Here is a 14779-nt window from a genome sequence, read left to right as displayed (position 1 = left end):
ATTTAGGGGCTGTTATCAACAGCCCCTTTTTTATAACTAAGATTTTGTTAAAATTAAGCTAAATAACAACGATAACGCAATATGATCAAGCAACTATACCAACTCTCAGCCGAGAGTGTTGATTTTCCAAACCCTGAATTTGCGCTTGACGAGCCAGATGGCTTATTAGCTATTGGTGGCGATTTATCCGTTGAACGCATCAAAAATGCTTACAAAAATGGCGTTTTTCCATGGTTTAGTGATTATGAGCCGATTATGTGGTGGTCGCCTAGCATGCGTGGTGTTATCGAGTTGGACGAATTTCACGTGAGCCGAAGTTTGAAAAAACATTTGAAGCGCACTCCTGTTCGCGTCACGGTCAACCAGGCGTTTGCACATGTTATTAATGCCTGTCGAGAGCAGCGCTTAGATGCTGAAGGTACGTGGATCACTGAACAAATGATGCATGCCTACATCGAAGCGCATCATCAAGGTATCGCACATAGCCTTGAAATTTGGCAAGATAACCATTTGGTCGCTGGCCTTTATGGCATTATGCAAAACGGTATATTTTGTGGCGAATCAATGTTTCATCATACATCCAATGGTTCGAAGTTAGCTATGTGGGCGCTTGTGAATTGGTTAAAAAAACATAATGCACACTTTATTGATTGCCAACTTGAAAACCCTTATTTGATAACGCTAGGTGCAAAAGTTATCCCGCGGACTGAATTTTTAACTAGACTTAAACTAGCCCAACAATACGTACCAACATCGCACATGTGGCAACCGCAAGAGTTGATAAATATTTATGACTGAGCATTTACCCACTAGGCTAGGTTTGAGCCAGCAATTTGATTGCAGTTATTTACCAAACCGCCAAGAACAACTGTTAGTTATTCTTGATCCAAGCTGTTACTGCGCTGAGAAGTTTGAGCAACTACTCGCGCTAGGATTTAGGCGCAGTGGCGATCAAATTTATCGACCGCACTGTCCAGTATGTAATGCATGTAATTCTATTCGGGTGCTAGCACAATCGTTTCAACCCTCAAAATCACAAAAGCGTAAACTAAACAGAGCGAAAAAAGTCTTTACTGTGAGTTATAGTGAGTATGAACGAGCAGACTATTACCCTCTTTACTGCAAGTACATAACGCAGCGCCATCAAGATGGCTCAATGTACCCACCAGAACAAAATCAGTACGAAAGTTTTTTATTCTGTCAGTGGTTACCAATTACCTTTATTGAGCTACGTGATGGCGACAAACTTGTCGCGGTAGCTGTTACTGATAATATGGATAATGCCGTCTCTGCTATTTATACGTTTTTTGACCCTGACTACGAATCGTACAGCCTCGGCAGTGTAATGATCATGCACCAAATAGAATTTGCAAAGCAACAACAAAAACAATTTGTCTACTTAGGTTATCAAATAGACGAATGTAATAAAATGAAATATAAAACCCAATTTTTGCCAGCACAAAAGCACATTGGCGATCAGTGGTTGGCGATTTAATTTACAAAATTAAGCCCTGTAGCTTTACTTATTGCTGTATTTTCGGCAAAATCTGCAGCGTTTAACTATTAAAGAGGTGTTACGCTAAACATGGCGAAAGAAGACGTAATCGAAATGCAAGGGACAGTCCTTGATACTTTACCAAATACAATGTTCCGAGTTGAGCTAGAAAATGGTCACGTTGTTGTGGCTCATATCTCTGGTAAAATGCGCAAAAACTATATCCGCATCTTAACTGGCGACAAAGTAACCGTAGAAATGACTCCTTACGATTTATCGAAAGGTCGCATCGTATTCCGTGCTCGCTAGTGCGTTAACGAGAGATTTAGCTTTTTGCTGCTTTGAATGAGCAGATGTGTTTATTACAAAGAGCTAAAAGCGTTTGTTAAATGGTGTTAAAACTAATCTTAGTTTTAATTCCATTTAATAAACAAAAAGCCCAGCATTTGCTGGGCTTTTTGTTGCCTGTTTTAGGCTGTTTCTAAGCTTGTTTCATATTCAAAGTGAATTTTCTTATCCTTAACAGAGACTTTGACAGAGCCCCCATCTGATAACTCACCAAATAATATTTCATTAGCAAGTGGCTTTTTAAGCTCCTCTTGGATAACGCGAGCCATCGGACGCGCCCCCATAGCTTTGTCGTAGCCTTTATCAGCTAACAGCTCTCGTGCCTTAGAAGTCAGCTCCAAATTAACTGATTTCTTATCAAGTTGTGCTTGTAATTCAACAATAAACTTATCAACCACTTGAAGGATCACCTCTTTCTCAAGATGGTTGAACCAAATAATATTATCTAAACGGTTTCTAAATTCTGGTGAGAATACCTTGTTAATTTCACTCATTGCATCGTGTGAGTGATCTTGCTCAGTAAAGCCTATTGATTTACGCACTGTCTCTTGCACACCTGCATTTGTGGTCATCACCAATACAACATTTCTAAAATCAGCTTTGCGGCCGTTATTATCAGTTAATGTACCGTGGTCCATAACTTGTAACAAGATGTTGTAAATATCAGGGTGTGCTTTTTCAATTTCATCAAGCAGCACCACTGCATGGGGGTTTTTGATAACCGCTTCAGTCAATAGACCACCCTGCTCAAAACCGACATAACCTGGAGGCGCACCAATTAAACGGCTAACTGCATGACGCTCAACATACTCAGACATATCAAAGCGAATAAACTCAACGCCCATACACTTAGCTAGTTGTTTAGTCACCTCTGTTTTACCAACCCCCGTAGGACCAGCAAATAAGAACGAGCCCACTGGTTTATCTTCATTCGCAAGACCTGAACGAGATAAACGGATAGCAGAGGTGAGCGCGTCAATTGACTGGTCTTGTCCAAACACTAACATTTTTAAGTTACGGTCAAGGTTTTTCAACGTCTCTTTATCACTTGAAGACACGCTTTGCTGTGGAATACGTGCCATTTTCGATACGATCAGTTCAATATCGGATACGCCAATCGTTTTCTTACGTTTTGATATAGGCTGTAAGCGCTGATTGGCTCCTGCCTCATCAATAACATCAATCGCTTTATCTGGTAAGTGACGTTCATTAATATATTTAGCACTTAGCTCTGCAGCTGCTTTGAGCGCTTTTTGTGTATAACGAATGCCATGATGTTCTTCATAACGCTCTTTCAAACCATTAAGAATCTTAGTGGTGTCTGAAACACTTGGCTCAAGAACATCAATTTTTTGAAAACGACGTACTAGTGCACGATCTTTTTCAAAGATATTTTTAAACTCGTTATAAGTGGTAGAGCCCATGCATCGCAGTTTACCACTTGAAAGTAGCGGTTTAATTAGGTTAGAAGCATCCATTACGCCACCTGATGCCGCTCCAGCACCGATGATGGTGTGAATCTCATCGATAAATAGAATAGACCCAGGTTTTGCTTGCAGCTCTTTGAGCAGTGATTTAAAGCGTTTCTCAAAATCACCGCGGTATTTTGTACCGGCCAGTAATGCACCCATATCAAGTGAATAAACAACCGCATCAGCAATTACTTCAGGCACTTCTTTGTTGACAATACGATAAGCAAGACCTTCAGCAATGGCCGTTTTACCTACCCCAGCTTCACCAACAAGCAGCGGATTATTTTTCTTACGACGACATAAAACTTGAACAGTACGCTCAACTTCACTGTCTCGCCCAACCAGTGGATCAATATTGCCATCAACCGCTTGTTGGTTGAGGTTTGTTGTGAAGTTCTCGAGCTTAGTCGGCTCTTCACCTTGAACTTCTTGTACCTCTTCATGGATATCATCATGGTCTTCACCGCCAATTTCATCATCAGCTTTGGAAATACCATGAGAGATAAAGTTGACTATATCAAGACGATTTACATCCGCTTTTTTCAGTAAATAGACGGCTTGGCTTTCTTGCTCAGAAAAGATAGCCACCAGCACGTTGACGCCAGTAACTTCATTTTTACCTGATGATTGTACATGGAATACAGCACGTTGCAGAACGCGCTGAAAACCTAACGTTGGTTGTGTTTCACGGTCTTCTTCTAAATCAGGAATAACAGGCGTCGTTTCATCGATAAATTCAGATAACTCGACTTTTAAAGTGCCCATATCTACGCCACACGCATTGAGCGCTTCTCCAGCAGAAGGGTTATCGAGCAGTGCAAGTAAAAGGTGCTCGACGGTCATAAATTCATGGCGGCGTGTTCTCGCTTCGCGAAACGCCGCATTTAAGGTTAGTTCTAAGTCTTTGTTTAGCATTGGCAACCCCTTACTGAGATAATATTTATATACCGTTGTGATGGGCTAAATGTTCACCCTACCTTGGTATTTATTCCTGCTCACAACTACATAGCAGTGGATGCTCGTTATCGCGTGCGTAACGATTAACCTGCTCAGCTTTGGTATGTGCAACATCGGCGCTATAAACACCGCAAATTGCTTTACCGTTATGATGAACCTGAAGCATCACATCTGTTGCTCTTTCGCTATCCATATTAAAAAACGTCATTAGTACTTCTATCACAAAGTCCATAGGCGTGTAATCATCATTATTCAAAATGACTTTATATTTTCGCGGTGGTTGCAGTTTTTGCTTCTCACTATCGCGAACCGTTTCAATAACACCAGAATCTTTCATGCCACTCATAATTAAATATAGTCTTGTCTTTAGAACTCAAGCAAACTTGAATAAAAAAATAAATAAATTGTTAAAAAATAGTTCAAAACACTTGACTGATTGACTAAATAAACTACAGTCAAAGATAGATTGATTAAACCTTAGTCAGTCTAGCAAATTACACGGTTTAGAATAACTAAATTAGTCAACTTATAGAAGGATGTAGAAGTATGGCTTGTGGAAAAGTCAAATGGTTCAACAATGCCAAAGGTTTTGGCTTCATCGTAGAAGACGGCAGCGAGACTGATATATTCGCTCATTACTCAACGATTGTAATGGACGGTTATAAAACACTTAAAGCTGGTCAAGATGTAACATTCGAATTGCAACAAGGTCCAAAAGGGTTACACGCAACGAATATTGCCCCTAACGATGAGCTATCTTAGGTAAAACCTGTTCGAGTACCAAGCGAGCGACCTTGTTAAGATCCTCGCTTACTTCTCTCCCCTAATGTTTCTGATATGACCTTGAAAATCTATTTTTCAACCCCACTTCTACTTTCATTAATAGCTATTTGACGACAAAATTGTTGAATTGTTATTAGCCCTTTAGAGTCAAGCTTGTTACACTCTTGTTGCTTAAATTTAGCGATTTAGTCAATTTTGACTAAGGCTAATGGCTAATTTTATTTTGTCAGCTATTAAGCTAAAAAAATCTTACAGTCTGTCAGTTGTGACTATTTTGATAGCTAATATTAAGTAGTAACACCTAACAGACTGATTGCTATTTTATAGCAGTAAATTTGCATTGTTGAATATGGCTAATTAAGGGGGGCTGTCCACAGCTTAACCAACCATTACGCCAACTATCTAGGAATGATGATGACATCAAAAATTATCTATACTAAAACAGATGAAGCGCCAGCATTGGCAACATATTCATTGTTACCCATTATCCAAGCTTACACTAACGCAGCTGGTGTTGAAGTTGAGACGCGTGATATTTCATTAGCGGGCCGTGTAATTGCTAGCTTCCCAGAATACCTAACGGAAGAGCAACGCATTAATGATGCCCTAGCTGAATTAGGTGAAATGGCTAAAACACCTGAAGCAAACATTATCAAGCTGCCAAATATCAGCGCGTCAATTCCACAACTACGTGCCGTAATCAAAGAGCTACAAGAAAAAGGCTATGCCCTGCCTGACTATCCTTCTGAGCCAAAAACAGACGAAGAGAAAAAAGTTAAAGCAATTTACGACAAAATTAAAGGCAGTGCTGTAAACCCTGTACTTCGTGAAGGTAACTCTGATCGCCGCGCACCAAGCTCAGTGAAAGAGTATGCTCGCAATAATCCACACTCAATGGGTACATGGAGCAAAGACTCTCAATCTTACGTTGCAAGCATGGAAGACGGTGACTTCTTTGGTTCAGAGCAATCAGTAACGGTAGCAGAAGCAACTGATGTACGTATTGAACATGTTGCTGAAAATGGTGATATCACCGTTCTTAAAGCAAGCACACCATTACTCGCGGGTGAAGTAATTGACGCTTCTCGCATGAGTGCTGCTAAGCTTCAAGCTTTCCTTGCAAAAGAAATTCAAGCAGCAAAAGACAAAGGCGTGTTGTTCTCATTACACATGAAAGCAACGATGATGAAAGTGTCTGATCCAATCATCTTCGGTCACGCTGTTAAAGTATTCTTTAAAGACGTATTTACAAAACACGCAGATCTTTTCAAAGAGCTAGATGTTGACGTAAACAACGGTTTTGGCGATGTTTTCTCTAAAATTGAAAGTTTAGATGCTGCTAAAAAAGCAGAAATCGAAGCTGATATCCAAGCAGTTTATGACAACAACCCAGCTATTGCGATGGTTGACTCTGACCGTGGTATCACTAACCTTCATGTTCCAAGTGATGTGATCATCGATGCGTCAATGCCTGCTGCAATTCGTTCAAGCGGTCAAATGTGGAACAGCGAAGGCAAATTACAAGACACGAGCTTTGTCATTCCAGATCGTTGTTACTCAGGTGTTTACCAAGCAACTATCGACTTCTGTAAAGAACACGGTGCATTCGATCCATCAACAATGGGTAGCGTGCCTAATGTTGGCTTAATGGCTCAAAAAGCAGAAGAGTACGGTTCACATGATAAAACGTTTGAAGTAGCTGACGCCGGTACTATTCGTGTTGTTGACACAAATGGCAACACGTTACTTGAACACGCTGTTGAGCAAGGCGATATCTGGCGTATGTGTCAGGTGAAAGATGCACCAATTCAAGATTGGGTTAAGCTTGCAGTTAACCGTGCTCGCGCAACAGGCACGCCAGCAGTTTTCTGGTTAGACGAAAACCGCGCACACGATGCACAGTTAATCAAAAAAGTGAATGCATATTTACCAAACCATGATACTGATGGTCTAGACATTCGTATTCTTGCGCCACTAGAAGCAACTCAATTCTCATTAGAGCGCATCAAAGAAGGTAAAGACACAATTTCTGTTACGGGTAACGTTTTGCGTGATTACCTAACTGACTTGTTCCCAATTCTTGAGCTTGGTACCAGTGCGAAAATGCTGTCTATCGTACCTCTTATGAATGGTGGTGGTTTATTCGAAACGGGTGCAGGTGGTTCAGCGCCTAAGCACGTTCAACAATTCGAAAAAGAAAACCACTTACGTTGGGATTCATTAGGTGAATTCTTAGCACTTGCTGCTTCTTTAGAGCACCTAGCGGTTAATACTGGTAACAAGAAAGCACAAGTTCTTGCTGATACGCTAGACAAAGCAACAGGTACTTTCCTTGCTGAAAACAAATCACCTTCGCGTAAAGTGAAAGAGATTGATAACCGTGGTTCACACTTCTTCCTATCATTATTCTGGGCACAAGAACTTGCTGCACAAGATGATGACGCAGAATTAAAATCACAGTTCACACAAATCGCTGCTGATCTTGAGTCTCAAAAAGACCAAATCGTTAAAGAGTTAAACGATGCGCAAGGCCCTGCGATGAATGTGGGTGGTTATTATCAGCCAAATGACGATGCGGCATTCAAAGCAATGCGTCCAAGCACGACATTTAATGATATTTTAGCTAAGTTAGTTTAGTTTTAATCTGTTATAAGGCGCTTGATAAGCGCCTTTAACTGATATGAAAAAGGCCGCATTGCGGCCTTTTTAGTTTGTTAGCTAATGCGCTTATTTTGTATAAGCTCGAGGCATAGCTGAATCTGTTGTGTAACGCTCACGTAGTTTATCTTGACGCGCTTCGGTAGAAACCTCTTCACCATTGATCCACATTTTGCTCACGTGTGAGTTAAGCTCAAAAGGATCGGCAGACCACATAACGAGGTTGGCACGTTTACCTGTTGCAATAACACCGGAATTCAGCCCAAATACATCGGCAATATTACTCGTTACTGCACTCAAAGCACCCTGTTGAGTCATACCGTAAGATACAGCGTTACCTGCATCAAAACGTAATTGGTATACATTGTGGCTTGAGTCACCGGCAACACCAATAATCACTTTGACACCGGCTTTTTCAAGCTTACCTGCATTAGCAAGGTTTGCATGTAATGAGTCAAAGCTCCCTGGTAAGTTAGCCATTGAACTGATGATCACGGGCACATTAGCTTTTGCTAGCGTATCCGCAACCACAACAGCATCATCACCGCCATGAATCACTAAATTAATACCATAGGTTTCTTTTAGCTTAACAAGTGAATAAATATCTGACGCGCGTTGAACACTGGCAATCAGCGGCATGTCACCAGCAAGCACTGCTGCTAGCACTTTTTGCTCTGTTGAAGGCTCTTTTTTGTCATCTTTTTTAGCTGACTTTTCACCTTCAAGCTTATCGATAAGTGTTTTCATTGACATTGCACGAGAGCCCTTGCTCTTTTCACCTAGGTGAACAACAAGTGCAACTTGCTTTTTATTAACACTTTCAAAACTACCCGATAAATCAACCACAGATGCAAGGCCAGCAAAGATACTTTCACCGCCATTAGGGACAATTACATCTTGAGTAATGCCACCTTTGCGGGCATAAGGAATTAAGCTGCTACGTGGGTTAAACGCAAGACTTGGGTCAAAATCGATAGTTGCTTTATCATCGCTTCCGTCACGTGAGCCTGCAACAGCACCCACCTCAACTAAGCCAAGTTGGTTCATTGTGCCGATAAACCCAGCAGTTACGATTTGGCCTTTTGCGTCAATAGTTGTATCTGCGTTGATAGATGTCGGGTTAATTGCAACAATTTTGTCACCATCAATAACAACGCTTGCGCCTTCTAGCACACCTTGCTCTGTTGAAGTGTGTAATGTTGCATTTACAATTGCCACAGATGCAGCACTTGCTGTCGCAGAAAATAAGCCAGCAGCAACAAGTGACAGCTTTAATGATTTAGTTAATTTTGTCATCAATGTTACTCCTATTTTTGACCTAGCATGAAATCACTTTGTGCTTGGTATTTATCATCGTTACGATCATAAACTTTGGCACCATCGATAAATACTTGCTCAGCTTTTGCATACACACTAAATGGGTTTTGATTCCAGATAACAACATCAGCTTGTTTACCAGATTCAAGTGATCCTGTTTTGTCATCGATACCCAGCGATTTAGCCGCATTTGAGGTGATCCACTTAATTGCATGTTGTTCAGAGATGTCATAACCAACATCGTTTGCGCGATACATAACTTTACCAGCTTCTTGGTTTAGACGTTGAATGGTAGTATCCGAGTCTGAATGAACAACAGCACATGAGTTTTTAACTGCATCGACAATTGCCACGTTCTCCTGAACCATGTCATAGGCTTCCATCTTAAAACCCCACCAATCTGGCCAAAGTGCTGCACAGTTACCGTTTTCAGCGAGTAAATCAGCTATTTTGTATGCTTCAACACCGTGATGGAAAGTACCTGAGTGATAGCCAAATTCTTTGCCAAGGTCAATCATCATGGCCATTTCTTCTGCTTTATAGCAATGGTTATGAATGAGTATGTCGCCCTCAAGTACACCTGCTAGGGTATCTAGCTTAATATCACGATGTGGTACTTCTGGGTTCTTACCCGCGTCATAATCACTGTCGTATTTATCCCATTGACGTTTATATTCAGCGGCTTCAATCCATGCTGTACGATACCCTGCCATATTCCCCATACGCGTAGATGGCAAAACACCTTTGCTACCATAAACACGTTTCGGGTTTTCGCCACACGCCATTTTTAAACCATAGGGTGCATCAGGAAATTTCATACCTTGCATTGTATGCGAAGGAACATTTTTAAGGGTTACACCACGACCACCAATCAAGTTTGCTGAGCCTGGTAGAATTTGTAATGACGTAATACCGCCCTCACGAGCACGATTAAAACCAGGGTCTTGTGGCCAAACAGAGTGCTCAACCCACACCTCTGCAGTCACAGGGCTGGTCATTTCATTACCATCTTGGTGAGATGCCACCGATGGGGTTGGGTATGCACCTAAATGTGAGTGAACATCTATAATCCCAGGTGTTACCCATTTACCTTGTGCATCAATTGTTATATCAGCTTGAACACTTAACCCCTTACCAACTTGTTGTACTTTACCGTCAACAAAATAGACATCAGCCTCGTCTAAACGCTCACCGGTTCCTGTTAATACAGTCGCATTGGTGATAAGGGTACTCGTTGAAGCAAGTGGCTTATAAGTGCTTGGATATGGATTTTTATTAATTGAGACTCTTGGGTCTTGTGGGCCATTATCTTGACAGCCGGCTAACACGACACCAAGCGCAATGACCAACACTGATGGAGCAAATTTTTGCATTATGTTGTTTCTCCTTTTTATTATTCATTTACTTTAACTAAATGTTAATTTTAATGCGAACAAAAGAGGCTAATCACCATTTATTAAGATGAATAACGAACCTGAGCTAGACTACTTTTTTATATAGTTAATATAAAGCTGCTCCAATGCCCCTTCAGTTGTTAACGTTGGATCTTTATTGATGAAATGTTTCACTGTTCGGGTAACAAAATCAGAGTTTTGTTTGTGTTGCTTAGCAAAACTTTTTATTAAGGTGTCTGCGTCACTGGCAGCGGTTACTCTATCATGGCGATGCCTGTATTGGCTTAAAGCACGGTTAAAATCACCGTTATAATCTTCTACCACCAGCTTATAAAATTCACTTCGATCGACACCTAGATCATTAATGCAATAATTGAGTGCGTCTTTAAAGTCATAAAATGTCTTACCTTGGACATCAAATTCTGCACGTTTTTCGCGTACAGTAACGCTGGCATCTTCAGTCGCGTAACTATAACCTTGAAAAGCTAAACGCTCAGCCGCCTCTGCACCTAGCTTCATACCGGCCCGAATACTATGAACAAACTCATCACTCATATCATCAAGTTCACTTTCATGCCACATATGGAAAATGCGTAGTGCCTTAGCGTACTTGGTTGTTATTTTCTTTTTCACTTTTACAAAACGTGCATCAATAGTGAGTACACGTTCATTATGCAGTAACGCAAAGCATTCATAGCAGGCTGGAATAGAGATAAACTCAGCGTCCTCTCCTAGATCAACAATACTTTGCAGCATATGCAGTGGCGGACAATAATCACGCTCAGTTGCTTCACAGCCGCAGTAGAAACACTGATTAAAGTGTTTTGAGTTTACTGCATAAGCTTGTTGATAATAGCCAGATAGTTTTTTAGTCACTTATTCTCCTCACGTTTTAATCGGCGTTGTAAAACTGATTTAGCGCTAGTGTAAATACTCAAATGTAAGTATGAAGTAAAAACCATACATTAAACCCATCGCCATTTCGCTTTTTCAATTCAAAGGCAGAAATACTTTTCGTTAATTGTGTCAAAAGTAATACTTAATATACTAATTTTTCAGTGGGTTAGTTTAATTTATACATATCTTCATACTTACTTACATCTTATCGATTTTCATTAACAGCAACCAGATAAAGATACGTTAATAATTAAGGTGTTCTAACCAAATGGGATAAACATTCAAACCCTTTAATCGCTAAGACATCAACCGGAGAGAAATATGAATACGTTAACAACACTTGGAACAGCGCTTATTATTGGCTCATCAGTGATTACTTTTGATACAAGTGCAGCGCAATTTGTAGCTGCAGATGATTCGCCTGGCACGCAAACGTGTATGGCAATTGCGTCAAACAATCGTTTAGATCTTGTGCATAAAATGCGAGACTTAGGCATCAATAGGCGTGTAATTTCAGACAAGCTTCTATGTAATAATATGTCTACTGCAAAATTTGCGAGTATCTATGGCTTCAATAAGACAGCAAAGTATCTAAAATTAGAATCGACCCAAACAAGCATTCATGACTTGGCAAAAACAACTGATGACACTGTTATTGTTATTGCCGGCTCTAAATAAAAGCCACTGAGCAACAGCTTTTATATACCTGTTGCTCACCTTTAAATAAGTGCTGCTAGTAAGCCAAATAGGCCTCCAAAAACGCCCCCCCAAATCACTAACCAACCTAAATGCTCTTTAATCATTGTTTGAATAATATTTTTTACCATTGTGGGTGTAAGCTCATTTAAACGATCATCCACTAGCGCTTCAACTGTCGTATGTAGTGAGCTACCAATATGCGAACTAGCAAACAGTTTTTCATCTAAAATCGCTTTAAACTCATCACTATGTGAAATGTCAATCACCGCCTCTTTCATTTTCACGATGAACGGCTCACGCATTGGCTCTAAAGCCTCTCGGCCACCGAACATTCCTAACATACTGCCAAATTGAGAAGCTTCAATCACTTCGATTAATGAGTCATAAGCGGGGCTCAGGTTCACATGTGCTATCACAGGCTCAAGGTCAATATTGGGCTTTGCCATTGCCATTACTTGGTCAATTTTTTGCTCAGTAAAGAACTCTGTCATAACCAAGTTTTTAATCGCCACTTTAAACGATTCAAATTTAATTGTTATAACACCGGAACCATATAAAAACGGGACCTTTTCAAACAACATATGAATTGCAACCCAGTTTGTTACAGCGCCCGACAAGGCAAATAAACCCACTGATAAAACAATTTCATTGTCTAGCAAGAAGCCCAACAATACTAAAATCGCAGCGACAAGATTAGTCACAAGACTTTTGTTCATTCAATTCCCCAGAAAATCTTATTAATCTTGATAATATTAACGCTATGGGTTTGTTAATTCATTGTCTTTTTGCCATAGTTTAATTAGATGGTCAAAAGGTGAGCAAAACCTATGTGGAATTCAGTGAATGAGCAAATCAGCCAAGCAATGCACTTTGACTTTAAACATACTTTCAAACGCCAATTGCAATCACCTAATAACGATAAATACTTTGAACTTGCCAATGATTCACATCGTTACTTTGTCAAAGTTGCACATGTCAGTGAATTAGATCGCCTCGAATGTGAAGCATTTAATCTTAAACTTCTAACCCAAGAAAGCCTGTTCATGATTCCCGACTGCATCACAGTTGGCAGTAATATTGAGTTTTCATTTATAGTGCTTGAGTGGCTTGAACACGACAAACAACCTCATGATTGTTGGCACATTATGGGGGAACACTTAGCAAACTTACATAAAAAACACACACAAGCCATGTTTGGCTATGATAATGACAACTTTTTAGGTCCGACAGTGCAACCGAATAGATGGCATAAAAAGTGGGATGTATTTTTTGCTGAGGAGCGCATTGGTTGGCAACTTCAATTGCTTCAAGAAAAAGGTATAGAGCTCGTTAATCAAGATATGTTTATTGCTTTTATAAAAGACATGCTACACGGCCATCTAGTAGAGCCATCTTTGCTACACGGTGATTTTTGGCGCAGGAACATGGGATTTATTCATGCTGTTCCAAGCATTTACAATCCTGCCTGTTATTATGGTGATCGGGAATGCGATATTGCCATGAGTGAGTTATTCGCCCCGCTCCCAGACGCGTTCTACAGTGCATACGATAGCCAGTACCCGCTACAAAATGGTTATCAGCAACGCAAACAAATTTATCAACTTTACCCTATTTTAAATAATGCGAATATTTTTGCTGGTCACTATCTGACTGAAGCTAAACAACAAATTAATTTACTCCTTAAATAATCTCCTTGCCGCTGTAAAGCAAATGTCATAAATGCAAAATCAGAACTATAATTTGCCTTAGAACATGTTCAAATACAGGTGCTAGCCACTTGTTTATTAGCTGGCTAGTAAGTTATATCAATCGTATTAAATATAAATTCATTTTTGATGGGTTAGAGTTTAATAAAGATTGCAATTTAACTAATTCAGGCATGCCTGATTAAGGTAAAAGCTGATGAAAAATCATTTCACACAACGTATTTCATGCCCTCATTGCGGTCACCATATTCATGTTGCACTAGATGCCAGTGATGGTGACCAAGATTACTATGAGGATTGCAGTGCATGCTGCAACCCTATTCATTTAAATATGCATATAGATTACGCACAGAACAAACTAGAGTTGCATGTTGATAGTGATGATGAACAAATTTTTTAATTTGCTTGCCGAGCCAAGTAGTTCTCAACAGTGTTGATGATAGTGTAGGTTTGCTGATCAACTTCGATATTGAGCCTATCACCAACACTATATCTATCTAAATTTGTAATAGCGAGAGTCTCTGGGATAAGGTGCAACCAAAAGCCCTTCTCATCGACCTCTCCTACTGTAAGACTTGCGCCATTTACACTTACAAAGCCCTTATATAAAACATACTTTTGCCAAGTGCTTTGTATTGCCAATTGGATTTTGCAGTTATCTTGTGTATGTTCAATAGCTAAAATTTCCGCCATGGTATGAATGTGACCAGACACTATATGACCACCAAGTTCTGTGCCAAAGGTCATAGAACGTTCAAAGTTGACCATATCATTTACTTTTAAAAGGCCTAAATTGGTTAACTTAAGGGTTTCATCTATTACATCGAAACTAATTATGGTGTTTTCTTGTGATACCTTTTCAAACTTTACAACCGTTAAACAACACCCATTGATAGCAATACTTGCACCAATTGCTAGGTTATTAGCATAAGCGTCCTTAACTTTTAAAGTAAGCCTTAAAACACCTTCTTGGTTTGCTATATGTTCAACTAACGCTTGGGTCTGTACAATTCCGGTAAACATAGATGTACCTTCTTTTCTTCACTAAATAAG

General features: G+C 40.0%; 15 protein-coding genes. 8 read left to right on the top strand and 7 right to left on the bottom strand.

What is annotated here, in order from left to right:
- Positions 1-81 precede the first annotated feature (81 nt).
- From aat to infA, 3 genes are all read left to right on the top strand, one after another.
- Positions 82-798, top strand: coding sequence for a leucyl/phenylalanyl-tRNA--protein transferase (aat, locus tag L3V41_RS12570; protein ID WP_062569182.1), 717 nt, complete (start codon positions 82-84; stop codon positions 796-798).
- A complete protein-coding gene (locus L3V41_RS12565; protein WP_237127856.1) occupies positions 791-1495 on the top strand; it encodes an arginyltransferase in 705 nt (234 codons plus the stop codon). Before aat ends, L3V41_RS12565 begins: the two co-directional genes overlap by 8 nt.
- Positions 1496-1585: 90 nt before the next feature.
- Positions 1586-1804 (top strand): translation initiation factor IF-1, encoded by a 219-nt coding sequence (gene infA / locus L3V41_RS12560; RefSeq protein ID WP_002962494.1) that lies wholly within the window; start codon positions 1586-1588, stop codon positions 1802-1804.
- Between the two features lie 161 nt (positions 1805-1965).
- Here infA and clpA read toward each other — a convergent pair whose 3' ends face one another.
- Positions 1966-4230, bottom strand: coding sequence for an ATP-dependent Clp protease ATP-binding subunit ClpA (gene clpA, locus L3V41_RS12555; protein WP_237127855.1), 2265 nt, complete (start codon positions 4228-4230; stop codon positions 1966-1968).
- Positions 4231-4300: 70 nt separating this feature from the next.
- On the bottom strand, positions 4301-4609 hold the full coding sequence (gene clpS, locus L3V41_RS12550; protein ID WP_193988873.1) for an ATP-dependent Clp protease adapter ClpS: 309 nt from the start codon (positions 4607-4609) through the stop codon (positions 4301-4303).
- A 209-nt stretch (positions 4610-4818) separates the two neighbouring features.
- Here clpS and cspD point away from each other — a divergent pair, with 209 nt between their 5' ends.
- Both cspD and L3V41_RS12540 read left to right on the top strand, forming a co-directional pair.
- Positions 4819-5034: a cold shock domain-containing protein CspD gene (gene cspD, locus L3V41_RS12545; RefSeq protein WP_062569186.1), complete on the top strand. Its 216-nt coding sequence runs from the start codon at positions 4819-4821 to the stop codon at positions 5032-5034.
- A gap of 435 nt (positions 5035-5469) precedes the next feature.
- Entirely contained in the window at positions 5470-7692 is a 2223-nt protein-coding gene (locus L3V41_RS12540) for an NADP-dependent isocitrate dehydrogenase (protein ID WP_237127854.1), read from the top strand.
- 90 nt (positions 7693-7782) lie between these two features.
- On the opposite strand, the gene L3V41_RS12535 is transcribed toward L3V41_RS12540, so the two are convergent.
- From L3V41_RS12535 to L3V41_RS12525, 3 genes are all read right to left on the bottom strand, one after another.
- Positions 7783-9009 (bottom strand): amidohydrolase family protein, encoded by a 1227-nt coding sequence (locus L3V41_RS12535; protein WP_193988875.1) that lies wholly within the window; start codon positions 9007-9009, stop codon positions 7783-7785.
- Between the two features lie 11 nt (positions 9010-9020).
- Positions 9021-10403 (bottom strand): amidohydrolase, encoded by a 1383-nt coding sequence (locus tag L3V41_RS12530; RefSeq protein WP_193988876.1) that lies wholly within the window; start codon positions 10401-10403, stop codon positions 9021-9023.
- 111 nt (positions 10404-10514) lie between these two features.
- Entirely contained in the window at positions 10515-11300 is a 786-nt protein-coding gene (locus tag L3V41_RS12525) for a hypothetical protein (RefSeq protein ID WP_062569190.1), read from the bottom strand.
- A gap of 342 nt (positions 11301-11642) precedes the next feature.
- Between L3V41_RS12525 and L3V41_RS12520 the strand changes: the two genes are divergently transcribed.
- Positions 11643-11999: a DUF3718 domain-containing protein gene (locus tag L3V41_RS12520; protein ID WP_062569191.1), complete on the top strand. Its 357-nt coding sequence runs from the start codon at positions 11643-11645 to the stop codon at positions 11997-11999.
- A gap of 41 nt (positions 12000-12040) precedes the next feature.
- On the opposite strand, the gene L3V41_RS12515 is transcribed toward L3V41_RS12520, so the two are convergent.
- Positions 12041-12736, bottom strand: coding sequence for a DUF445 domain-containing protein (locus L3V41_RS12515; protein WP_193988877.1), 696 nt, complete (start codon positions 12734-12736; stop codon positions 12041-12043).
- A 111-nt stretch (positions 12737-12847) separates the two neighbouring features.
- On the opposite strand from L3V41_RS12515, the gene L3V41_RS12510 reads away from it, so the two are divergent.
- Both L3V41_RS12510 and L3V41_RS12505 read left to right on the top strand, forming a co-directional pair.
- Positions 12848-13708, top strand: coding sequence for a fructosamine kinase family protein (locus tag L3V41_RS12510; RefSeq protein ID WP_062569193.1), 861 nt, complete (start codon positions 12848-12850; stop codon positions 13706-13708).
- 214 nt (positions 13709-13922) lie between these two features.
- Entirely contained in the window at positions 13923-14126 is a 204-nt protein-coding gene (locus L3V41_RS12505) for a CPXCG motif-containing cysteine-rich protein (RefSeq protein WP_062569194.1), read from the top strand.
- On the opposite strand, the gene L3V41_RS12500 is transcribed toward L3V41_RS12505, so the two are convergent.
- Positions 14123-14749 carry a riboflavin synthase gene (locus L3V41_RS12500; RefSeq protein ID WP_062569195.1) on the bottom strand — a complete coding sequence of 209 codons (627 nt, stop codon included), beginning with the start codon at positions 14747-14749 and terminating at the stop codon, positions 14123-14125. The genes L3V41_RS12505 and L3V41_RS12500 overlap by 4 nt on opposite strands.
- Positions 14750-14779: the final 30 nt, after the last annotated feature.

This window comes from Pseudoalteromonas sp. L21 (genome assembly GCF_021728035.1).
Lineage (GTDB): Bacteria > Pseudomonadota > Gammaproteobacteria > Enterobacterales > Alteromonadaceae > Pseudoalteromonas > Pseudoalteromonas arabiensis.
Note: the sequence above shows the minus strand (reverse complement) of the source record. Positions and strands in the feature narration are given on the sequence as shown.